This is a genomic window from Mucilaginibacter sp. UYP27, assembly GCF_040547175.1.
Taxonomy (GTDB): domain Bacteria; phylum Bacteroidota; class Bacteroidia; order Sphingobacteriales; family Sphingobacteriaceae; genus Mucilaginibacter.
The window spans coordinates 781,657-803,537 of the sequence record NZ_JBEPPE010000002.1; the positions used below are offsets into that span (position 1 = coordinate 781,657).

At 42.9% G+C, this 21,881-nt stretch carries 27 protein-coding genes and 1 pseudogene; 18 read left to right on the forward strand and 10 right to left on the reverse strand.

All coding sequences use genetic code 11. The features are described from left to right. Positions 1–210: 210 nt before the first annotated feature. Positions 211–1,713, reverse strand: a complete 1,503-nt coding sequence (pckA, locus tag ABIB39_RS11510) for a phosphoenolpyruvate carboxykinase (ATP) (RefSeq protein ID WP_354430066.1) — start codon at positions 1,711–1,713, stop codon at positions 211–213. Positions 1,714–2,006: 293 nt separating this feature from the next. Between pckA and ABIB39_RS11515 the strand changes: the two genes are divergently transcribed. Next, positions 2,007–3,035, forward strand: coding sequence for a class 1 fructose-bisphosphatase (locus ABIB39_RS11515; protein WP_354430068.1), 1,029 nt, complete (start codon positions 2,007–2,009; stop codon positions 3,033–3,035). Beyond that, positions 3,010–3,489 (forward strand): Lrp/AsnC family transcriptional regulator, encoded by a 480-nt coding sequence (locus ABIB39_RS11520; protein ID WP_354430070.1) that lies wholly within the window; start codon positions 3,010–3,012, stop codon positions 3,487–3,489. Before ABIB39_RS11515 ends, ABIB39_RS11520 begins: the two co-directional genes overlap by 26 nt. Before the next feature lie 115 nt (positions 3,490–3,604). Here the strand turns inward: ABIB39_RS11520 and ABIB39_RS23295 are convergent. Next, positions 3,605–3,802: pseudogene (locus tag ABIB39_RS23295) on the reverse strand (hypothetical protein); the annotation flags it as partial. A 582-nt stretch (positions 3,803–4,384) separates the two neighbouring features. Between ABIB39_RS23295 and ABIB39_RS11525 the strand changes: the two are divergent. Next, positions 4,385–6,061 carry an ABC transporter ATP-binding protein gene (locus ABIB39_RS11525; RefSeq protein WP_354430072.1) on the forward strand — a complete coding sequence of 559 codons (1,677 nt, stop codon included), beginning with the start codon at positions 4,385–4,387 and terminating at the stop codon, positions 6,059–6,061. A gap of 717 nt (positions 6,062–6,778) precedes the next feature. On the opposite strand, the gene ABIB39_RS11530 is transcribed toward ABIB39_RS11525, so the two are convergent. After that, positions 6,779–6,952: a DUF3606 domain-containing protein gene (locus tag ABIB39_RS11530; RefSeq protein ID WP_354430074.1), complete on the reverse strand. Its 174-nt coding sequence runs from the start codon at positions 6,950–6,952 to the stop codon at positions 6,779–6,781. A 152-nt stretch (positions 6,953–7,104) separates the two neighbouring features. Continuing rightward, complete coding sequence (locus ABIB39_RS11535; RefSeq protein ID WP_354430075.1) at positions 7,105–7,542, reverse strand: hypothetical protein; 438 nt, start codon at positions 7,540–7,542, stop codon at positions 7,105–7,107. Positions 7,543–7,896: 354 nt separating this feature from the next. On the opposite strand from ABIB39_RS11535, the gene ABIB39_RS11540 reads away from it, so the two are divergent. The 3 genes from ABIB39_RS11540 to ABIB39_RS11550 are packed head-to-tail and all read left to right on the forward strand — an operon-like array spanning position 7,897 to position 9,220. Beyond that, a complete protein-coding gene (locus ABIB39_RS11540) occupies positions 7,897–8,124 on the forward strand; it encodes a hypothetical protein (protein ID WP_354430077.1) in 228 nt (75 codons plus the stop codon). A 13-nt stretch (positions 8,125–8,137) separates the two neighbouring features. Further along, positions 8,138–8,911, forward strand: coding sequence for a DNA-formamidopyrimidine glycosylase family protein (locus ABIB39_RS11545; protein ID WP_354430079.1), 774 nt, complete (start codon positions 8,138–8,140; stop codon positions 8,909–8,911). Positions 8,912–8,962: 51 nt separating this feature from the next. Continuing rightward, the gene (locus ABIB39_RS11550; RefSeq protein WP_354430081.1) at positions 8,963–9,220 is read left to right on the forward strand and encodes a hypothetical protein; all 258 of its coding nucleotides are present in this window, start codon (positions 8,963–8,965) and stop codon (positions 9,218–9,220) included. On the opposite strand, the gene ABIB39_RS11555 is transcribed toward ABIB39_RS11550, so the two are convergent. Further along, complete coding sequence (locus ABIB39_RS11555) at positions 9,198–10,100, reverse strand: DUF72 domain-containing protein (protein ID WP_354430082.1); 903 nt, start codon at positions 10,098–10,100, stop codon at positions 9,198–9,200. The genes ABIB39_RS11550 and ABIB39_RS11555 overlap by 23 nt on opposite strands. Positions 10,101–10,156: 56 nt before the next feature. On the opposite strand from ABIB39_RS11555, the gene ABIB39_RS11560 reads away from it, so the two are divergent. Continuing rightward, entirely contained in the window at positions 10,157–10,831 is a 675-nt protein-coding gene (locus ABIB39_RS11560; protein WP_354430084.1) for an SOS response-associated peptidase, read from the forward strand. Here ABIB39_RS11560 and ABIB39_RS11565 read toward each other — a convergent pair. From ABIB39_RS11565 to ABIB39_RS11575, 3 genes are read right to left on the reverse strand one after another with little or no spacing between them, the layout of a single operon-like run. Continuing rightward, entirely contained in the window at positions 10,818–12,107 is a 1,290-nt protein-coding gene (locus tag ABIB39_RS11565; RefSeq protein WP_354430086.1) for a Y-family DNA polymerase, read from the reverse strand. The two genes, ABIB39_RS11560 and ABIB39_RS11565, sit on opposite strands and share 14 nt — an antisense overlap. After that, positions 12,046–12,534, reverse strand: coding sequence for a LexA family protein (locus ABIB39_RS11570; RefSeq protein ID WP_354430088.1), 489 nt, complete (start codon positions 12,532–12,534; stop codon positions 12,046–12,048). The genes ABIB39_RS11565 and ABIB39_RS11570 overlap by 62 nt, the downstream gene beginning before the upstream one ends. Positions 12,535–12,583: 49 nt before the next feature. Next, the gene (locus ABIB39_RS11575; RefSeq protein WP_354430090.1) at positions 12,584–12,766 is read right to left on the reverse strand and encodes a hypothetical protein; all 183 of its coding nucleotides are present in this window, start codon (positions 12,764–12,766) and stop codon (positions 12,584–12,586) included. Between the two features lie 72 nt (positions 12,767–12,838). Here ABIB39_RS11575 and ABIB39_RS11580 point away from each other — a divergent pair, with 72 nt between their 5' ends. Continuing rightward, positions 12,839–13,012 (forward strand): hypothetical protein, encoded by a 174-nt coding sequence (locus ABIB39_RS11580; RefSeq protein ID WP_354430092.1) that lies wholly within the window; start codon positions 12,839–12,841, stop codon positions 13,010–13,012. A gap of 6 nt (positions 13,013–13,018) precedes the next feature. Continuing rightward, a complete protein-coding gene (locus ABIB39_RS11585; RefSeq protein ID WP_354430093.1) occupies positions 13,019–13,624 on the forward strand; it encodes a hypothetical protein in 606 nt (201 codons plus the stop codon). A 1-nt stretch (position 13,625) separates the two neighbouring features. Here ABIB39_RS11585 and ABIB39_RS11590 read toward each other — a convergent pair whose 3' ends face one another. Further along, positions 13,626–15,155: an IS630 family transposase gene (locus ABIB39_RS11590; RefSeq protein WP_354430094.1), complete on the reverse strand. Its 1,530-nt coding sequence runs from the start codon at positions 15,153–15,155 to the stop codon at positions 13,626–13,628. A 600-nt stretch (positions 15,156–15,755) separates the two neighbouring features. After that, the gene (locus ABIB39_RS11595) at positions 15,756–16,835 is read right to left on the reverse strand and encodes a sensor histidine kinase (RefSeq protein ID WP_354430096.1); all 1,080 of its coding nucleotides are present in this window, start codon (positions 16,833–16,835) and stop codon (positions 15,756–15,758) included. A 242-nt stretch (positions 16,836–17,077) separates the two neighbouring features. On the opposite strand from ABIB39_RS11595, the gene ABIB39_RS11600 reads away from it, so the two are divergent. From ABIB39_RS11600 to ABIB39_RS11640, 9 genes are all read left to right on the forward strand, one after another. Further along, a complete protein-coding gene (locus ABIB39_RS11600) occupies positions 17,078–17,311 on the forward strand; it encodes a hypothetical protein (RefSeq protein WP_354430098.1) in 234 nt (77 codons plus the stop codon). Further along, the gene (locus tag ABIB39_RS11605) at positions 17,299–17,622 is read left to right on the forward strand and encodes a hypothetical protein (protein ID WP_354430099.1); all 324 of its coding nucleotides are present in this window, start codon (positions 17,299–17,301) and stop codon (positions 17,620–17,622) included. The genes ABIB39_RS11600 and ABIB39_RS11605 overlap by 13 nt, the downstream gene beginning before the upstream one ends. Further along, complete coding sequence (locus ABIB39_RS11610; RefSeq protein ID WP_354430100.1) at positions 17,619–18,038, forward strand: hypothetical protein; 420 nt, start codon at positions 17,619–17,621, stop codon at positions 18,036–18,038. The genes ABIB39_RS11605 and ABIB39_RS11610 overlap by 4 nt, the downstream gene beginning before the upstream one ends. Before the next feature lie 142 nt (positions 18,039–18,180). Continuing rightward, on the forward strand, positions 18,181–18,588 hold the full coding sequence (locus ABIB39_RS11615; RefSeq protein WP_354430101.1) for a hypothetical protein: 408 nt from the start codon (positions 18,181–18,183) through the stop codon (positions 18,586–18,588). Next, positions 18,585–19,061, forward strand: coding sequence for a M23 family metallopeptidase (locus ABIB39_RS11620; protein ID WP_354430102.1), 477 nt, complete (start codon positions 18,585–18,587; stop codon positions 19,059–19,061). Before ABIB39_RS11615 ends, ABIB39_RS11620 begins: the two co-directional genes overlap by 4 nt. Beyond that, a complete protein-coding gene (locus ABIB39_RS11625; protein WP_354430103.1) occupies positions 19,006–20,184 on the forward strand; it encodes a zincin-like metallopeptidase domain-containing protein in 1,179 nt (392 codons plus the stop codon). Before ABIB39_RS11620 ends, ABIB39_RS11625 begins: the two co-directional genes overlap by 56 nt. Then, positions 20,185–20,955, forward strand: coding sequence for a DUF4099 domain-containing protein (locus tag ABIB39_RS11630; protein WP_354430106.1), 771 nt, complete (start codon positions 20,185–20,187; stop codon positions 20,953–20,955). Positions 20,956–20,960: 5 nt separating this feature from the next. Continuing rightward, positions 20,961–21,554, forward strand: a complete 594-nt coding sequence (locus ABIB39_RS11635; protein ID WP_354430107.1) for a hypothetical protein — start codon at positions 20,961–20,963, stop codon at positions 21,552–21,554. Continuing rightward, positions 21,541–21,837 (forward strand): PH domain-containing protein, encoded by a 297-nt coding sequence (locus ABIB39_RS11640; RefSeq protein ID WP_354430109.1) that lies wholly within the window; start codon positions 21,541–21,543, stop codon positions 21,835–21,837. The genes ABIB39_RS11635 and ABIB39_RS11640 overlap by 14 nt, the downstream gene beginning before the upstream one ends. Positions 21,838–21,881: the final 44 nt, after the last annotated feature.

Here is a 21,881-nt window from a genome sequence, read left to right on the forward strand (position 1 = left end):
ATTTTATAAATACGGAGTTCGTTTGCTGCTAGGAACTTTCGTATAACGCCTTTAACCAATTGCAGCCAGTCGCTACCGGAAGTCATTGATACCCTGACTGCCCCTTAAGATAAATGTCGACAATTCTGCCGTCGTCCTTAAACCTCCCAGTCCGCCTGATGAAAGTGTCATCGTTTTCAATTGACATTTCTTCGTAGGGTATATTCCCCTTCATATTGCCTTCTTCAACCGAGCCATAAAATCATGTGCCGCAGAATCGTAAGCTTTTTGATCAGGCCAGGAATCTCGTGGATTTAACAATACCTTTGAAACACCCGGACAATTTTCCGGTATGGACAGCCCGATAATGTCTAATATTTCATAATCCGTATGATCCAGTTCGCCTGCCAGTGCAGCGTTTACCATGGCCCGTGTGTCAGCCAGATCAATCCTTTTTCCGGTCCCATAGGTTCCGCCGGTCCATCCTGTATTGACCATCCATACCGCAGGCTTTTGCTTGTTTAGTTTCTCTTTTAGCAACTTCGCATAAACGGATGGATGCAACGGTAGGAAAGGCGCGCCGAAACACGGACTGAAGACTGCTTTCGGCTCCTTTACACCAAGCTCGGTACCGGCAACTTTAGCGGTATACCCAGCCAGGTAATAGGACATTGCCTGCTCATCGGTCAAACGGCTGATGGGAGGTAAAATGCCGTAAGCATCACAGGTGAGAAAAAAGATGTTCGCGGGTGCAGGTGCCATTGCGGGCTGTATAGCGCCTACGATATGATTTAGCGGGTAACTGACCCTTGTATTCTCTGTTATACTGCTGTTACTGTAATCGACTGTACTGGTTCCGGCATGAAATACCGTATTTTCAAGCAACGCGCCGGCTTTTATGGCCTTAAATATGCCGGGCTCTTTTTCAAGAGACAGGTTATGGACTTTTGCATAACAGCCGCCCTCCAGGTTAAAGACGCCTTTTTCATCCCAGCCATGTTCATCATCGCCGATCAGCCGCCTTGATGGGTCGGCGCTTAACGTTGTCTTACCGGTACCGCTCAGGCCGAAAAATAGTGCGACGCCTTCCTTTCCCTGTGACGCGCTACAGTGCATGCTTAAGACATTGTGCGCTAAGGGCAGAATGAAATTAAGTATGGTAAAGACGGCCTTTTTAAGTTCGCCTGTATATGCGCTGCCGCCGATGAGGATCGTGCGCTGCTCAAACGATATTACAGTGAAATTCGCGCTTCTGGTTCCGTGAATCTCCGTATTTGCTTCAAAACCGGGAGCGTGTAAAAGCAGCCATCTTTCTGATTTTCTATCCGTGTCCGCCGTATCATCAATAAACATATTGGCAGCAAAGTGGTTGCTTTGCGGATCCTCATTGACCACCCGTAAGCGGAGCTGGTATTTGGGATCAGCACATGCCTGCACATCCCTTGCCCACACTTCGGGTCTTTTATCCATGTAAGCGGTCATCGCATCCATTAAACGGTAAAAGTGATTGGTGCTGATCGGCTGGTTGAAAGTATTCCAGTCGATTTGGTCCGCAGTACTTTTCTCTTTGACAATGAACTTATCCGAGGGGCTGCGGCCTGTGAAGCTTCCGGTACTGATCATCAGGGCACCGGTGTCATTTACTTGCGTTAAGCTGCGGGTAATCGCATGCTGCCTGAGCTGCTCAGCCGTCAGTTGATAGTGCACATACGAATCGATAAAAAGGTTTGTCATGATGCGTTCTTTTATGCAGCAAAGTTTCAAAATGGTGCACTTTGAAACCATATGCTGCCAGATATTTGGAAAAAGAGACCATGACAGCGCTTAAAAAGAGTTTATATTTCCATAAATAAGCAGCCAGAGCCCTTCAAAGGGTCTTTATTTCTTATTTATCCCGCTGTCTGATACACTTAGTATATTTGGATCTGCATTCCATTTGTACGTTATACTCCTTATCCTAACTGTATTTTCGCTATTTTTGAGGGTGCATAAAATCAATATATCAATTGTATTCTATACACTAAGTAATGAAAAAATCAATATCTTTCTCTAATTACATGGCTGCTTCTGGCCGCCATGAGGCTTTATTGCAGTCCCTTTTATTGGGGATGTGTGCCGCAGCTGTCGACATCTCCTGCCAGCTGGCGACCTGTATATTTGACCAGATGCACGGCGCTAACGGTGAACAAAATGCGCAGGGCGAAAAGCAGCAGCACATGGACGTTTTCGCGGAAGAGCGGTTCATTTCGCACTTAAAGGAAAGCAATGCATGTTGCCTGGTGATATCAGAGGAACAGCCGGATGTCATTCATTTAAATTGTCAGCCGGGCGAATCGCCGCCGCCGTACGTTGTGGCGCTTGATCCGCTGGACGGCTCATCTAACGTCGCGGTCAATGTCCCTGTGGGCAGTATCTTTTCCGTCTACAAGAGACCTTGCAATGACGGACCTGTAAATAGCGGGGAGGCGCTGCGCAGCGGTGTTGATCAGCTTGCGGCAGGTTACTTTCTGTACGGCACATCTACCGTACTTGTTTATGCTTCGGGCAACGAGGTAAATGGCTTCACGCTGGACTTGGTCTCTAAAGAGTTTATACTGTCACATCCAAAGATGAGGGTGCCTTTGAATGGAACCATCTATGCTGTGAATGACGGGAATTTTCTCAGTTTCAGCCGGGGTCCGCAGAACTTTCTGCGTTATTGCAGGCAGCAGGCTGATATGGGTGACCAGCCGTTCACTGCAAGGTACAGCGGTTCAATGGTATCTGATATTCACCGCGTGCTGATCTCGGGAGGGATATTTCTGTATCCGGAAATGTCAATTTTTCCACAAGGAAAGCTGCGCCTGGCATATGAATGTTTTCCTATAGCATTTATCATGGAAATAGCTGGCGGCATGGCGACAACGGGCATACGCCGGTTGCTGGAAGTACCCATGCAGTCGATACACCAGCGTTCGCCGATTGTTGCCGGTTCATCGAACCTGGTAATTACCGCTGAAAGATTTATAAACACTTCTATACCCTCAATATATGAACTTGACAGACAAATTGGATGAGACTGACCGTGGCATATTAAAATTATTGGAAAAAGATGGACGAATATCTCACAAGGCGATTGCTTACGAACTGCATAAGACCGTTACGCCCATCCATGCCCGCATCAGGAGGTTGCAGCAGGCAGGCTATATCAAACGTTTTACCGCACTGGTAGATGCGAAGAAGGTAGACCGGGGACTTACGGCTTATACACAGGTTTTGTTGAAAACGCATTCGAGCGAAAGCCTGAAAAATTTTATGCGCGAAGCGGTTAAGGTTTCCGAGATCATGGAATGTTATCACATGACCGGAACTTTCGATTTCCTGCTTCGCATTGCTATCCGTGATATGGAAGAATATAATATAGTGCTTGTGGAAAAATTAAGTAATCTTCCGGAGGTTGCCAACCTGCAAAGTTTCTTTGTTATCTCCGAAGCGAAGAGCAACACCGGATTCTTTTTTAATCAGCCGTAAATCAAGACTTAAAAATATACTCTCTTGTTTTTTTGAGGGCCGGAAATTAAACGATAACGTAAAGGATGATATCAGGCGATGAATACCGATGTTCGCATAACTTTGCCTAGTCACTCGCTACAGATTCCAGATAACGTCGTTGCGCCTCTGCATATAGGGTGCCAAAGGCTAAGAACCATTTTCCCGACCCCGAAACCCCGGTAAAAACAACAAGGGCGTCCCGTGGAATATCGAGGCTCACATTCTTGAGGTTATGCTCACGCGCGCCTTGTACTCTAACAAAGCCGGAAAGATCTTTATCTGGGTTAACAATGAAAGTAAAACAGAAAATACAGGCGTTAGTTTGAATAAGCCGGGAAATCCCACAGTTCGATCCAAACCGGCGCGTGATCTTAATAACTATGCTAAACGTCTTTTGTTTATCGATATAGCATCTCCAATATGCAATTTTTGCTTGTCTGGTTCTTGAGGATCAGGCACAGAACCAAACGATGAGAATTTATTGAGGCTGGGCGATAAGAGTATCAACTCAGCGAAAATATCTTTAGGGCTGAGAAAAGACACGCCTGCTTATTGACCGTCGCCGTCTTTAATCCTCAACTGCACGTTGGCTGAATGTACTCAGGAATTAGCTAATGTGATTCGGCTCCAACCGACTAAATGATGTTAATTGACTCAAACTGTAAAAGGTTCACACTGTATTAACAAAGCTATGGTCCGAATCCGATGTGCACCACACTATTGCCCTCGTGCCTCATATTCAATCCCTGATCATAGCACCTAAGTGGTAGATTACAATTATATTGCGGGTAATAAATCCTTTTTAAAGCTGGTATGGCGTAGCAGCCCGGCAAAGACAGTGATAAGTTTTGTGTTACGGGTACTAAAGTCCGCAATGCCCCTTGCACTACTGTATATTGGGAAACTCATCATTGACGAGGTCGTGACCCTCAACCGCGCACCATCTTCGGATATGGATCATTTGTGGATTTTAGTGGTCTTTGAATTAGGACTGGCTATTGTCAATGATGTTTTAAGCCGGGGGATTATACTTAATGACAGCCTGTTAGGTGACCTGTTTTCCAACTATACGTCGGTGAGGATTATGGTGCATGCAACAACTCTTGATCTGGATCAATTCGAAGATTCTGAGTTCTATGACAAGCTCGAGCGCGCAAGACAGCAAACTGTGGGACGAACGGTGTTACTTTCGCAGCTGATGAGCCAGGTACAGGACCTCATTTCCATCAGTTTACTGATTGCGGGGCTGCTGGTTTATAATCCTTGGCTGATCTTGTTATTACTGATCGCGATTATTCCCTCGTTTCTCGGAGAATCCTATTTCAGCGGTGAAAATTATGCCCTGACGCGTGGCCAGACGCCCGAGCGGCGTGAACTCGATTATTTGCGATATCTCGGCGCCAGCGACGAAACAGCGAAAGAAATTAAAATCTTTGGGTTAGCAGACTTCATTGTCAACAGGTTTAAAACACTTTCAGGTAAGTTTTATACGCAGAATAGTAAATTAGCCTTACGGCGCTCATTGTGGGGGACATTTTTCTCAATTTTAGGGACTATAGGCTATTATGGTGCTTATGTGTTTATCATTTATCAGGTTGTCACAGGGAAAACGACCGTTGGCACACTTACTTTTTTGGCCGGATCCTTCCGGCAGTTGAGTACCTTGATGGAAAATATGCTAAACCGCTTTACGGCGGTATCGCAGGGTGCTATCTATTTGAATGACTTTTTGGAATTTTTCAGTATCAAGCCAAAAATAAGAACATCAAGCAAACCGCTTCCTTTTCCACAACCGATAAAACAAGGTTTTACTTTTGAAAATGTTGGTTTCCGTTATAGGGGTTCAACAAAATGGGCGAACAGAAATCTCAGTTTTACCTTGCGTCCCGGGGAAAAATTGGCGCTGGTAGGAGAGAACGGTGCGGGTAAAACTACCCTGGTAAAGTTACTCGCCCGTCTTTACGATCCAAGTGAAGGAATAATATTGCTGGACGGGAGGGACCTCAAAGATTATGACATAGACGATTTTCGGCTGAATCTCGGTGTTATTTTCCAGGATTACCTACGTTATCAGATGACGTTGTCACAGAATATCGCAGTCGGAAACATACGGGAAATTGGAAACAACGCATTGATCAGGAAGGCTGCAACAGCCAGCCTGGCAGATCGCCTGGCAGAAAATTTACCTGGAAAATATGATCAGGCGCTGGGAAAGCGGTTTAACAATGGTGTGGAACTTTCCGGTGGTGAGTGGCAGAAGATCGCACTTGCCCGTGCCTATATGAAAGACGCGCAGTTGCTTATTCTTGACGAGCCGACATCTTCTTTAGACGCAAGAGCCGAATATGACGTTTTTCACCGATTTGCTGACCTCACCAAAGGCAAATCTGCTGTCCTTATATCTCATCGCTTTTCAACTGCAAGGCTGGCGGACCGCATATTGGTATTGGAAAAGGGACAGCTGCTGGAAATAGGGGCACACGAGGAATTACTTAAAAAGAATGGCCGATACGCAGTATTATTTAGATTACAGGCTGCAGGTTATCAGTAGCATGGGTGCCTATTATATCCCTGTCTCCTTAGAACGCTAAGCGCACCGCTAACCCCCGATAATTGGATGAAACCGCGATAAATGGATGCTATATTTGCAACTAAAGGTTTTTGTAAAAGGAGGTTATTTTGACCAGTATAGAAGAGGTGTTTTTGACACTTACTGCTCGTAGACGGACTTTGCTGTTAGTCGGAGTCCTGAGGACCTTTTGCATCGTAAAGGGCAAAATTTCTTTGCCGGCCTTAATTATTTAGGTGTGTGGCCGGCTGGTACATTTTATTAGCTACCTATCATTTAAACTTTAGAACTAAAGTGTACGAGTTGTTTCTAAGCTTAAGCGTTGAGGTCAAGTTTTGACTGGGGCTGCACAGACATAACCTAATTTGTGTTTTTTATTTCAGTGTTCATCTTAGAGAGTAAATCAATACATTTCATTATTAATCTATTTCTAAGCCGTACAAATGTTGTATAGCGTTTATACTGCGCTAGGTTTGCGGAGTCATTAGAATATTTTAGTTTTAGCGCTTCCAGACTATGGTAACGTTCAGCCTTGCGATATAAGATTTAAGCCGATCGTAGGTTTTCTGCATACTACTATTATTATAATCCCAATATCGCAAATTAAAACAGTTACAATCCGTGGTTTTTTTTCAGAAATCTATGTGCTGATATGCTATCGATAGGTTTCTCCTCCATACTAAAATCGTCGTGCGCCTTTTACTTTTTCAATTCCCGCCTAACAGCCGGGAATGCGCTACCAACAATCTTAACAGCGGCCTTTAACTTTAATTCTGTAACACCTAACTGTTGGGTCCAAAAATCTAATGCGTATTGATCTTCAATATCAACAGTACGTGTATCTTGGGTCGTTTTTGCTCTCTTCCTTGCCATTCCAAATTAAAATATTTAATTTGAACAACAATTAAAGGAGAATGTTTAGTGGAGGACGCCTTTTGCTTTGAATTTAAAAGGCTGGCTAATCGCCAAGCGTTGTGATGATAAAAAAAACGTCTGTTAATAAAGATGGCCTGCCCTGCTTTCAGCTAATTAGTGCCCTTTTTAAAAGAATAAATGGACGGTTCATTGTCATTGCCTTGTTGTGATTCGAAAGAAAGATCCGACACTGTTAGCGTTTTAATGTTTAACAAAATCGGTGAATCGCCATTTGTGAAAACGAATCTCACCGTGTTATCATCGATCATTGTCCAGATTACTTTAGCGGGCGACCCAACATTATAGTTAGCCGTTCCATCCTTAAAAAATTCAATAGAGTAATGCAAGTTACTTGACACAGGTAAAATTTCGTCCTGTTGTACCTGCCCATCTTCGTTCATATCAGGCCCAAATTGGGTCATATTCCAAAATCCAATCAGCAGACTTTTATTGTCCTTGGGTGGCACATTGTCTTTTTTGCAGGATGTAAAGGTGATAGTGAAGAGCACAATGGCTAATACTGCTGATGTAAGTTTTAAAGTTTTCATAAGTTCGATTTTATGTTTATAAAACATACATCAGCTAACCAACACTTTTTCAGCAACGAGCAGGAATCCTGTTTTAATGATTGAACGCGGAGTTTGATATAGCAGCGCTACACATTAGGTAGTAAAATAAAAAAGCCCCTAAGTAATACTTAGAGGCTTAAAGCGCTCACTATTGAACTTATAACTAATTAACCAACACCAATTTATACGTCGTAATTTTATATAGGTTTCATCAATTTAAACCTATATTTTAAAGATAAACTCCGAAACTGCCAGAAACAGTGGCTTTAGGAAACAAATTTATATACGTCGCGACTTTCTCCTGTATTTCGTTTTAACGACATATATTTGAATATGGAAACCGAAAACCCATCCTTTATATTTGAACTTGATTACGCTGGTAAAACTGTAAGTTGCGAAGTAATAATGCAAGAGAACGCTTTTGATGTACTTTTTGATGGCCGGTTGATGGCCTCTGTCGAACATACCGACGATTGGACATGGATACAAGCCTCCGGAATAATACTGGCAGAAGCGGTAATTGAAGAAATAGGTTTAAGGATCGAAAGTGAGTACAAGTAAAATATTATAAGCTATGCCCGAAATACCAGACTTAAACATATTTAGAAAAAATCTTGCAAAACAGCTTGTCGGAAAGACGCTATCTGAAATTCATGTGCTTATCGATCGGCGTTTAAAGAGTCCTGAAGCAGAACTTCAGGAAACGTTGCAAGGACACCAATTAACTGATATCATAAGGATTGGTAAGGAATTGCATTTCGTGTTGGAGAATGGACATACCTTAGGGCTTCATCTGATGCTGCATGGTACCATGTATTGGTATAAGGATAAAAACGAGAACCGGTTCACAATCGCGGAGCTGCTATTCGATGACGGAACGGGATTAGCCATTACCGATTGGCAAAAAGCGGTCATATTAACACTTGATCCAAAGCCGGCAAAAGTACCCGATGCGATGGATATGCCATCTAATTATCTACATGGTGCGTTAAATAAGAGCTCGCGTTCCATCAAAACTGTTTTGACGGATGGCAAGACTGTTGGAGGGATAGGTAATGCCTATGTGGACGAAATCCTTTACGAAGCCAAAATTTCGCCATTCTCTAACGCCAACAAAATACCTGAAGACAAAATCGCAGTACTTACCAAAGCAATCAAAACAGTCCTGACAAATGCGGAGAATCATATTATGCATAACTTTCCTGACACGATCACTGAGAAAGAGCGTGACTTCCTTCAGGTGCACCGACCCAAACAAACACTAACACTTTCCGGAGAGGATATCCTTAAAGCTGAAATTGACAAACGTAAAACTTATTACACAAAAGGTCAGCAACTATTCGAATAACTGGTTCTAAACTTATTTGAGCATTGCCTGTTATAAATTCAAAGCATCACAATGGAAAATAGCTTAACTGTAAAAATTAAAAAAGATGATGGTAGTTTTATATCCATTATAGCAACTCCGCAAGTTATAGATGAAGGTGTTGGCATGGTACCCATTGGGGTGTATGACTTAACCAGCAACTCGCTACCTGATATTGGTCAATTGGCTTTTCATATAGAGGATAAGCATCAGTGGGAATACTGCGGAGATAAACTGTCGGATGATGAAATTGATCAGGTTGTTCTACCTATACAAAGGATAATTGCATAATTGGTCTACGTATATTAGTGCCAAGTTCTGCATTCATCTTTCTTATCATATAATCTGCGAGATCTACCATATGCGCTTCGTTTAATTGATGTATATAAAACCACACGGATTGCAACCCTTGCGCTTTCCAAACTTTTAAACGTTCTATCCAACTATCAATTCGGATGTAATCGGTTGGATGCAAAGCATTGCCAACGAACCTTATGTAAGCAACCGGCTTCGTCAATTCCATGTGAACTGCATCTCTGCGACCTTGCGAATCTGTAATTACCGTACCAACATTTGTACTCTTAAATAAATTAACCCACGCATCGCGGCTTTCTGGTTCATTGAACCAGTTTTTATTCCTCAACTCAACACAAACATTGCCGGTGCTTGGCAACACTGCTAAATAATCTGTTAAAGCACCAAAACTCTTTGGGCTAAAACCATCACTCAATTGCAAAAGCATCTGACCTAAATGGTTTCCAAATCCCGGCAAGCAATCGTAAAAAGCCTTCGTGTGCTCAGATGCATTCATTAATCTACGTATATGGGAAATGCTTTGCGGAAACTTTGGGCTAAACTTAAACTCGTCATTAGCCGCAATCTTTAAGGTGGACGTTGCAATTTCCTCTTTTGATGAAATCGCGTAAAATGTACTGCCAAACTCAATTGTATTAAAGCTCTTTGCATATAAAGATGCAAAATCTATATCCTTCGCTTGTTTAGGATAAAGTTTTCCCTTAAGTGATTTATGTCCCCACCGTGTGCCCCCAACATATGCTTCAAACATCTTATTGTTAGGAGATGAATTGAGAACTTGTATTGTTTCCTTACTATCTGGTGGTAAAGTAAAATCTATATTGTCAAGTGCTACTTCGTCTCTTCCAAATTCCATACTGCAAAGTAAACAGTAATTGCGTTAAGTTGTATTCTTATGTATATTAACGTAACATGTGTAGCAGAATAATTTTTGATGCTTCGGAAGTAGATATCGATGCGGAATACAACGTAGATGTCGCCGATGAAAGCCTGGGCAGGAAAGCAAAAAAGGATGGACGTATTACGGATGAAGAATGGGTAATCACAGCTGACGAGCCGCAAAAGCGACAATTAATGCACTTTGGTTTAGTACGTTGGGATGCTCCTGAGTGTAAAATGCAAGGAAGTACATTTAACGCAAAGAAGGAAAATCTGCTTGTAATCCCCTTATGGTCAGTATTAATGACTAATCACAAACGTTGTATTATCCTGGTAACTGAATTTGTTGAACCAGAAGCTATAGATGCCGATAGGACAAAGCATTGGGCTTTTCATCTAAAAAGCCGCAAGGTATTTTCAGTCGCTGGTTTATGGTCCGAATGGATAGATCCTAAAACTGGTTCCGTCTATAGATCCTTTGCCATGATAACTGGAGAGGCAAACCAACAGGTAGCGGAAGTCCACACCAAAAACCGCATGCCGGTTGCGCTAACTAAAGAACAAGAAGCACAATGGTTAAGCAAAGCATTACCTGATATGGACGCCTACATCGATGTGCTTAAGTTTATACCGGATGAAGAAATGGATCGAAACCAAACGCATAAGCCAGGTGCAAATGACGATGAAAGCCAACTTAATTTGTTCTAATCATATTGGTGTGAGCACCAATTGCCAAAATTTCATTTACCCTTGTTGTGTACCGCTGCGATAAATAATTTTGTCGCATTTGCCATTTACGCTCATAACCCATTGCCGCAAACCTAACGAAGTCCTTTCCAAATCTGTCGTTTAACTTATCTACCAAGCCGTTAATCTTACTTAACCGTTCCCGGTTAGGTTGGTTATCTAAAAGGTAAGTTTGCCGGGCTGCTGCGGGAACGAAACCGGTCATGTACACGCCAACCTTTTGATACGGGTACCCCGGTCGATAAATACGTTTTAAAGATTCTACCGCATACCTCAATAATTCTTGGGTGATATTCGTCGGTATAGCAATATCCATTTGCCAAACCGCACTTTTGCGCTTGTGCACAACCTCAAATTGACTGGTCATTAGAAACACTTGCAATCGACTGCATAACGAACCCTGAGCCCTTAATTTCGGTGCGGAGTTCTGTACAAAAGTATAAAGCGCGTCTTCAATTATATGATAATCGTCTGTCTTTTCTCCAAAACTTCTACCTGTATTGATGCCCTTTTTATCTTCTCTGACAAACTCCATTTGTAAACAAGATACGCCCCGAAGCTCGTACCAGGTGCGTAACCCCGTAACGGTGAACCGCTTTTCTATATATCCATAATCATTGATAGCCGCATAATCCCATGCTGTATTGACCCCTATCTTCACAAGCTTGGCCGCATTCTTAGGCCCGATCCCCCAAACGTCTTCAATGAGAAGCTTTTTCAAAGCAAAGCGGCGGCTTAACTCATCATTAATCACGAATACACCATCTTCAACATGTTTCTTGGCAATACGATTGGCAACTTTCGCAAGCGTTCGTGTTGGGCCAATACCTACACAAACCGGAATGCCTGTGAATTGAAAAACTCTTTTGCGAATAATAAGCGCCATGGCTTCCAGATCATGAATTTTAAACATTCGCAAATCGCAAAAGCTTTCATCAATGCTATAAATTTCTATCTCAGGCCAGTACTCTCCAACGATTGATGTAATGCGTCTCATCATGTCTTGGTATAGAGCATAGTTAGATGATCGCCACCAAATCTTACCCTCTTTTTGCAGCGCTTCAATTTCAAAAAACGGTGCACCCATCTTTATACCCAGGTCTTTTGCCTCTTGGCTTCGGGCTATTGCACAACCATCATTATTGCTTAGTACAACGCCAGGTTTACCTCGGAGTTCAGGTTGAAATACCCGTTCGCAGCTTACATAAAAGTTGTTGCAATCTATTAGCGCGTACATATGCTTGCTTCCGTTGATTTAAAAGGGTATGAGGAACAACTCCCTCTATAGTAAATGTGGTAAACTCTTCTACTTTAATAACTTCATAAGCAGGATTGTCAGGAACAAGATAATTTGCACCATTGTATTCGACATAGCATGTTATGATATGTTCCCCATTTAGTACCCCAATTATGACATCGCCGGTTAATGGTTTGATGCTCCTATCAACCACTAAAAGATCTCCATCGTTGATGCCTGAGCCAATCATGCAGTCGCCAGTTACCCGTATGTAAAATACAGCTTCCGGATGTGTCGATACATATTGGTCAAGACTTATCCTGTCTTCTTCATAGTCTGTTGCGGGACTTTCAAAAGCAGCATGAATAACCCATCCAGCTAACGGGCGTTTTAGAGATTGAGTGTAATCGACTGCGAAGTTCTTCATGTCAGCGATAAATTTTTTAACTTAAGTCTATAGCAGATAGTTATTCGCGTTAATAACCGTCATCACTTCTAAGGCTTCTTAAGGTTTCTGGTGTGCAGCTATTTTCGTCTAAATCTTCTTCGCTTTCTAAATCTGCTCCAAGCTGCAATATCTCGTCATCTGTCATATTTTCTCGAAGGTGTTGATTTAATCGAAGTATTTCCAATTGTTGAGCCGTGTAGTACTTTTCCATAATTACAAAGTTATGCTAATATTATTAGCAAATCAAAGTGCTATTTCTTATTTTTGAAAAATAGTTTCAGATATGGAAAATCAAGAACGTATTGAGCATTTAGAACAGTTGTTGACAGAAGCGATGGAGTTGTTAGCGGATAACAGGCTAATGTTGGCTATGTTCAACAAGGGATATTACTTTAAACTAAAGGCTAAGGTCGCAGCACTTGATAGTTCCGATAAGAATAACAATGAATTTTTATAATACGTAATGGAAGGTAATAGTTTATTAATTCAAGTAAGTGCCTTTTCAGGCCTAATAGGTGCGTTGTTAACGCAAGGTTTAACGGGCTTATTTTCCTATGTAGGTGATAAACGTAAAGCTAATACAGAACTTAAAAGCACCTTTCGAAACAAGCAGGTTGATATAGCAGAGAACTTCTACTTTGTGACTGGTGAGAAGATGGCCATTGTAAAAAAAAACATAGGTTATTGGCAAAATTATAACAATTCGCGTAGTGAAAAGAGCTTAGACTTTCTTAATCAGGAAATGACTAAGCTAAACGCATATATGAATAGGTTGGATGCGGAGAACTGGAAGTATAATCTTGCGGGTTTATACTTCGATGTGTCATTTACAAATGAATCTATAATCGCTTCTAATTCAAAGTCGAAAGAGATGTATTTAAAAGTACTAGATATCACCGACCAGATCAAGCATTCCTTACCCAACGAACAAAGCGATTTGTATAGGTTACAAAGCGAATATATTTCAGAAATGTTGAAACATTATGAGGAGATATATCATCATATGGCTAACGACATGACTGTGGTTAAAGCAGAACTCCTTAAAAAATTTAATCATAAAGGATTTTGAATTAATTTTTATCCTTATTACTGGCTCCCCGCATACTGTTCCTGTTCCTGGTAACATGTGTTTCACTGAACTTTGCTTTTACTTGCTCCTTTCCCCATATCTTATTGCCTGCACGTTTAGGGTTTAAACTAAAATAATTGTTACGGGTTTCGAAGTGCTGATCGATTGCAGCCTTGCAATCGTCAAGACACGCGTAGTCACTATTATGTATCACTGCCTTAGCCAATCCGCAAAATACAGATTCTATTACGTTTAGGAACTGTGTACAAGAAGGCAGTGGTGCAATAATTATCTTAGGGAGGGTGATAGCATTATGATCTTCAATATAAGTCTTCAGAATTTTAGAGTTATGCCAACTGACAGCATCCCAGCAGAGATAAAGCCGTTCTTGACCAGCGTATTGGACTTTTAGTAAATCAATCAATTTAATCATCTCAAATGTATTCTTCTTCAATGAATAAAAGTGAGTAACCTGATTAGTTGACAACTCTAAAGCAGCGGTGCAAATCACATATCCTTTATTCTTTTGTTTCTCGGGGATAATAGCCTGTCCTTCAATGTCTGTCCGCAGCGTCCGTCCACCTTTTAATCTTATGCCTACAGGGCCATACTCATCTATAGAAAAAAATTTCTCGTTTGGCTTAAGTTGATGTAATATCGTTTGTATGTGAGCAATCTTTTTTCGAAAGTCGGGATCCTGCGAGGTCAACATATCTCTTGACTTTTTGTAGCTGTAACCCATTTGTTTTAAGGAAAGCGATAACTGCATATAGCTGACAGGCTTGTTTGGATAAATCAAATTATAAACTTCAGTCAAAGCAAGGATCGTCCAGCTTGTCCTGTTAAGTCCGTAAAGCTTTGGGGTCTGGTGCAACAGCTTCATCAGGTTTTCTCTTCGGTCGGCCATTCGCCTAACAACGTTCACGTCCGGTTTTCGCTTTTTAAGGTCGAAACCGCTCAAGCCTTTTACTTTGAAAGTCTTTATCCAGTCATTAGCTGACTTCCGTTGACAATCGGCTTTGTCAGCAATCTGTGTGATATTTCTTCCCGCTAGTGCTGCTCGAAGTGTGGTCACGATCTGCCAACGCCGATGATTATTTCCGTGACGCCAGGTTGTCAACCTTTTTTGGTCTTCTGCCGATATAAACTCGATCAAGTTCGGCACCTTTGCAGTTACCTGTTCTGAAACATACTTATAATAGATTGTTTTAAAGGGGTAATAAGTATACCCTTCCGGGCATAAAACATGAAATTTTCTCCAAACAGGCTTTGCCTTGGTACCGGGCTGCTCTGCGCTGACAAGCTGCGGCAAATGGTTCATTAGTTGAATATACATTGGCGTTTCGCGGTGAGTTCTAGGTGGGTCCGTTATATAGAAATCCATTTCAGTAAGCCTCTCCGGGTAATCCGCCTTTATCCTTTCAAATTCTTTAAGATAACGCCAGGTCGTTATACTGGATACTTTAAGTTCCCGGGCCAGCAAATGACTTCTAAATTCACCTTTTATGAATGCGGTACGAAGTGCATTCATCTTTACTTTGCTTATCTGGTGCCGCCTCATAGTCAATCGTGTATAGTAATGCAAGTTATTAAATGATCAGCTCGCTTCAATCTTTTTTCTTATACTGTAAAGTTTAGGGAGAACATATTTATTTGTAATCAGCTTGTTCTTTAAATTAACTAAAACAACCAAACAATGAAAAAACTATTCACGCTGGTAACTGTGGAATGCCCGGTTTGGCACCTTCACCCAGGCTGTAGCTTCGAACTTTCAGGACACAACGCATAAAACTAAAAGTCGTAAGCTTGATAAGCGTTATAACCGAACAAGCATTTAACTAAAAGCGGTAAGATTGGCATGAGATATAAGTCCAGTAAAAGCGCAGCAAGTAAAGCAAAGAAGGGTGCCAATAAGATGTAATGAGAAACGCCAGGCTGAGAAGCCTGGCGTTTTAATTTGATATAATTTAGACTTATAAACACAAAGCAATAAAGTGGGTTAATCTCACAGTTCAGCTACTTTTAAGCATTACGAGCTTAAATGCTACCTTTATAACAAATATAACAGGTATGGCGGCTTGAAGCAAAATAGTCACCTCACCAATCTTCAAAGGGGATGAGTGTACGCATTTCAAGAATTCGATTTAAAGAACACCCTAAAGATCGTTCCGACATCCGGCTTACTTTCAACAATAATGTATCCGCCTTGCGATTCTATCTGTGTCTTTACTAAAAATAAACCTACACCATGCGCCCCTGGCCGATCAGTAAATGTTTTGTATAAACCAAAGATGTTATCCCCGTGTTTACTTAGATCAATACCGATGCCATTATCCTGATATTCTAAAATAACGCAATCCTTTTCGTCATCCCTGTAAGTACTGATCAGTATCACCGGACTTTCAAGCTCCTTCTTATACTTTATTGAATTGGTTACAAAATTAGCAAGAATACTTTCCAGGTATAATTTGGGGAACGTGATTGCCGGGACATTGAACTCCGTTTGGATATCCACCTCGCTCTGTTCCAACTCTGCCTGCAATAACGAAAATACGGACTGCATGGAATCGTCAAAACTTACAGGTTCCGATTCCACCAGATTTTCATTGACCTTGATGACTTCTGAGAGGTGATCGATAGTCGAATTTAAGTTGTCGGCAACATGGGTTATTTTATTGACCAGGTCAGCATTGTCCTCGTTGAGCTCATCAGTTTCGATAAGGCTTGTGAGCAGCGATATGTTGTTAGCATGATTTCTTAAGTTATGGGTTAATACATGCGTAAAGGTATTGAGTTGTTTGTGCTGTTGTTTTAACAGATCAAAAGAAGTTTCCTTAGCCCGGTATTTGTCGATGTCCATCAAAACGCCTTTGATCTTCAATACAACATCATTTTCAATGACCGCCCCGCCGTAACAGCGCACCCAAATCGTTTTATTTTTAGCGGTAACTAATTCCAGTTCGAGGTCCCAGGCTATCCCAAATTGATAAGCTTTGGCTATCGCCTTTTTTAACATCCCATGGAACGGTTCCCGGTAAAACGTTAAAGCAAAAGTATGATCAGGTTGCGTATCGTAAGGGAGTTCCAGGATATCAAATATCGCGTTTGACCAAGTATCCGAAGTACGGGTTACATCGAATTCCCAATTTCCGACCCGCGGAAAATAACCACTATCCGCTGTTGCTATTAAATGTTTCGGTATCGTGACCATGTTATATGTTGCGCTGTATACGTGGTATTTTTGTTTTTGTTGTTTTTGGCAAATCTCCCCGTTGCCGATTGTATAACTCATTGGCCATAACCTTTGCCGCACATCGTCGGGCACAAAAGCCTGCACTTAAGTTGTTACGGCAAGCCCCGCGGGCTTGGGTTTACGCTTTATCTGCTATGCTGGGGGCCCCTGCTTCCCACTTCAGAACTTAGAGTGGTGATTGAACTGTTAGAGAGTAAGCCTTGAACATATCGTTATTTCTCCTAGCTGTGTTTTTGGAAACTGGTATCGCCTCCGGCTCCAACGGCATTTTTTTATTAAATCAATCATTTTTTCAGGCGAAACGGGTAAAAAGCGCAGCTAAAATCAAGCCCGGACTTGTCGTTGGGTTTGCAAAAGATTTCCGGCATAATTCGCTCGTTCGTTCCGCTCTCCCTCAGCCTTCGGCACTTATTCCGAAAAGTTGGAAGCCCTGATCCCGGCAGGAAAGATCGCCTCACTTAATTCGGGGGAAATGGTTGGCGTGATAGCTGCCGATGCACAGGAAAAGTTTACCGGCCAATTTGAAACCTCTGCCATAAACTGCCGCATCAACCTCGATATGGAAGCCATTAAGCGGGAGGAAAAAGGATATAAACCCCTGCCATCATTTTATGATTTCGGTGGGCAACTGGATGAAAAACTCCGGCAGAACTTTGACCACATCAGCCAGGAAATACAGGATATGGTGTTGTCTTTCAGGTCACCCACACCGAACACACCAATTAAAGCGACTATGAAAAAATGAAAGAAGACGTTAATGAGATAAAGTTTCCCGAGTTTCTGTTGGTGCACCCTGACCTTAAAGATGACCCGGTGAATAAACAGGGGGAGATCGGGTTTATTACGGCAGCGACCCTGAATACAGATGAATTTTATGTAAGGTTCGACGACCACGAAGTCGGCTTATACAGTGCGGACGCCCTGCTTACCTTCAAAGAGCCGGGCGATATCTATGATTTTTTGCATGAAAATGCATTGACACTTTCTGTTGATGACTTTAAAGACCTGAAGAACATCGCCCTTCTACTCGATTATGGTACACAAAAACATATTCGCACAGCCATGGAACTGATAAAAAATAATTGGGGCATTTTCCATGCTGCAACCATTGGCTTAGACCGGTTCTTAGGGATGTATCAAAACACGAGCCTCAAAAGATAAGTCCGTTAAGCCGGCCGGCCATCACCCACGACAGAGCCAATAGACAGAGCACAAATTTGGCTTTTATGGTCAAGGTTATCCCGGTCCTAAAGACTTCCTGCGGCTCGAAAAATTAGCGATTAACATCTTAACATTCAATATTATGGAAAATCAAACTTTAGCCGGCACACTGGTATTAGTGCGGCCGGAACTGGTAAACGATACCGGCCCAAAACATGGGCATATCGGCGTGCTCACCCTGGCCTTTTCGGAAAAGGAAAATTACGTCAGGTTTCCCGATGGGGGTGAAGCTTATTTCCCTGCAGCGCAGGTCATGATGCTGAAAGATAAACAGGAGGTATTCAATGACCTGACCAACAAGGGCTCATCAATGCCGCTTGATGATTTCAAGGCGATGTACAAGATCATGCTATTGCAGGACAGGGGAACTTCCCAGGCCTTATATTCCGCACTGGCCATCGCCAATGATCACCCTGGTATGCAGGAAAAGGTCTTACAACCCATTACCCCGACACAAAAACAGGAGGTTACTCAAACGCACGGCCGATGAAAATGCTGATCAGTTACTGCCTGGTCTGCCTGCCCCTTAAATACCTTCAAATAAATTCCGCATATGGTTACCGCATTCACCCCCTTACCGGCAAATATAGTATGCATGCGGGAGTTGACCTTAAAGCCCGACATGATACGGTTTATGCTATTCTTGGTGGGATAGTGAACTCCACCTGCTATGGTAACGGCTTGGGTTTAAACATCAAGCTGGCTCATGGAGCGGTTGAATCCATATACGGCCACCTCAGCCAAATTTTTGTAATACCCACCGATAGCGTAACGGCTGGTGAGCCTATCGGCATCACCGGCGCTACTGGACACGTGACCGGCGAGCACCTGCACTTCAGCATTTGCTACCGGCATCAATATCTCAATCCAATTAAATTTTTATACAAACTGCTAAAAAACAAGAAAAATGAGCAAAACTTTCAAAGCACTGCCGATCCAGCTTTCAGACAAGCTGATCGCTGAAATCAAAGAGGGTATTTCCCTGTTCCAAAAACCGGTTAAAGAAAACGGAAGGCCTGCATTCGTTAAACCGGTCAATCCATCCACAGGTAAAGGTTACAGCGCCATGAATGCGCTGATCCTGGGTATGCAGCGTCATGACGACCCACGCTGGCTATCAGCAGATGCTGCGCGTTTTGCAGGCAATTGGGTCAAAAAGGATGAAAAGGGAACTATGATCGAGTTTCCAAAGACCAGCGACATACAGGCCATCCGGACCGCCGACGGCAAGCCTATTAAAGATGATGCAGGTGTTACGCAAACCAAAACCGTAGAATTCGACAAACCCCAGCGCAGCCAGGCATTCCTGTTCAATGGCAGCCAGTTAAAGGATATTCAACCATTGGAAGAATTTTTGGCCAAACAAGACGAGGGGCAAACGCTGTCACCAAGTGAGCGTGCGGCGAAACTCATTGAAGATAGTAAGGCGGTGATCATTCACGGCGGTCAGGAAGCTTACTACGACAAGGCACGTGACACCATAATCCTGCCCGAGCCGGAACATTTTGAGAACGAAACCAAATACCTGCAGGCGGCCGTTCATCAACTGGCACACTGGTCAGGTCATGAAAGCCGCCTGAACCGCCCGATGGAGGGGAAATTTGGTTCGCTGGATTACGCCCGCGAGGAAATGCGGGCCGCCATTGCCGGCATCCTGATCGGCGGCGAACTAAAGATCGGCCATAATTTCGGTCAAAAGGATGCCTATATGAGCACCTTTGCCAAGATCTTAAAGGATGAGCCATTTGAAATTGCCAAAGCGACCAGGGATGCGCAAAAGATCGCAAACCTGTTGTTAGGCGTTCCACAAAAGCGGGAGCAAAAGCAGGCACCGGAAGCTGTAGGTTTCAAAAAGGGCGATGAAATCGCGTATATGGACACCACCTACAAGGTACTCGAAACCTATAAAACGAAAAGCATCAAGGTGGAAGATGCCGAAGGCACCCGAAAAGTATTAAAGCCCGAATACGGCTTGTATAAGTCCCTGCTTGAAGCTAAAACTAATCCCCGTGAACCGGATATGGTTTTAGAAGAAGAACAGGGCCAGGCCGAAGAACAAGGACATCAACAAAAGATCGGACGCTAAATGAACCTCGTTAATTTTCATGAAAATGATCTCCCGATCAAGGATCTGGAAACCATTGGGCTGGCCGCGGGCGGTCAGCTCCTGTTAAATGTCGATGACCTGAAAGCTTTGCTTTCAGGTCGCCGCACGGCGATGCTGGAACTGCGTGACCTGGAAACCGATAACATCAAGATCAAATCCATCAACGCGAAGATTTCCCTCAAACCAAATGAGGCTGGCAGACTGGACTTATTGATCCATCCCATCTACCGCAAGGCGGAAATTCCCGATTTCTTGAACGAAACCGAGGCCAGGCAATTGCAAAAAGGGGAGGTCGCTAGTTTATTGAAGATCACCCTCGACAACCACGGTAACAAAAAAGAAATGCTGGTGGAATATGACCCGGAAACCAAAGAATACATCGTTTCCGATACGGAAAGAATCCTGGCACCGGATATGGTCAATAATGAATTTCTAACCCCGGCCCAGAAAGAAGCTTATCGAAAAGGTAAAGAGGTGCAGATCGCTGATGGTACAAAATTTAACTACTCCGGTACGGATCATCACGGTATCCGCTCCAATAAACTGGCTTTGGTCGCTTCTGTTTTGATCGATGGCGGCCTTAGCTATGTGGTGTATAAGGGCTTAAATGCCCTGTTCAATCAGAAGCGGGAACAAAAATCTGCGGAGAAATTAAGCCCCGGCTATCACCAGGCAATCAAAGATGTTGAAAACCAGTATGGATTTAAGCCTCATGAGTTTGAACGGTCACAATCCCGTAAAGGAAGGTAAAGCTAATGCATCAACTGTTAGCAAGGCTTGGAATTCCTTCGGAAGTCCAGGCCTTTTTTAATATTGCAGGCGATCTGACCTTCAATTATGGAGATCAGGTTGAATTTTATGATGACGGTGTCCACATCGTTCCGGCCACACAAAACCTTTGGGTTGCCGGGACTCAAAACGCCACACATCTGATCATTACTTATTCGGTAATGGAAGCGATGGCCTTTATTACTTTTAACCGCCATCGTTTCCCAAGGCTGGAGCAATTGGCATTTATCGCCATCGGTAACAAGCTTCATGCGGAACAGGCCGACTGGATCAGGGAAAATTTTTCGGGCCGTAAGGTGGTTTTAGTATTTGGCAAGGACCTGGTAGGGAATATCACCGATATTAAGTTAGCAGCAGTTATCAAGAACATTCCTGTCCGCATTCTTTATCAGAACAACGACATTCATATTTATCGCAATAACAACTTACAGGTTTTCGGTCAGGAGCAGGTGTCCCTGCATGCTTTTCAGGAGGCTTTTTCTATACGCCCCCGTTTCCGAACCAGTAAGCCGGTTCATTCATTAACCTATTTAGATCAACTAAAACATGACGCAGAATGATGAAATTCAATTAAGGCCGGCAATGCTGTTCGCATTCCTGAAAGCCCTGCCGCTCCTCACGCTGGCCATTAACTTCCTTTTGCTGGCCTGGTGGCTGTCCCCTCATTTTATTGTGTTCAGCCTGGTGGTTTGCGGTTGTGCGTTTTACAGGTTATTATACATCCGTAGTTTTCAATACCTGATCACCCATGACTATATCCTTTTGACGCAGGGTATTTTCTTTAAGCGTATTGATCAGGTGGAATTGTTCAGGGTTAAAGGTGCGCACGTAGCGGCAGCATAGTAAATATACCCATGGCAGGGTATTAGGCCAGTGTTCAAAAGGCC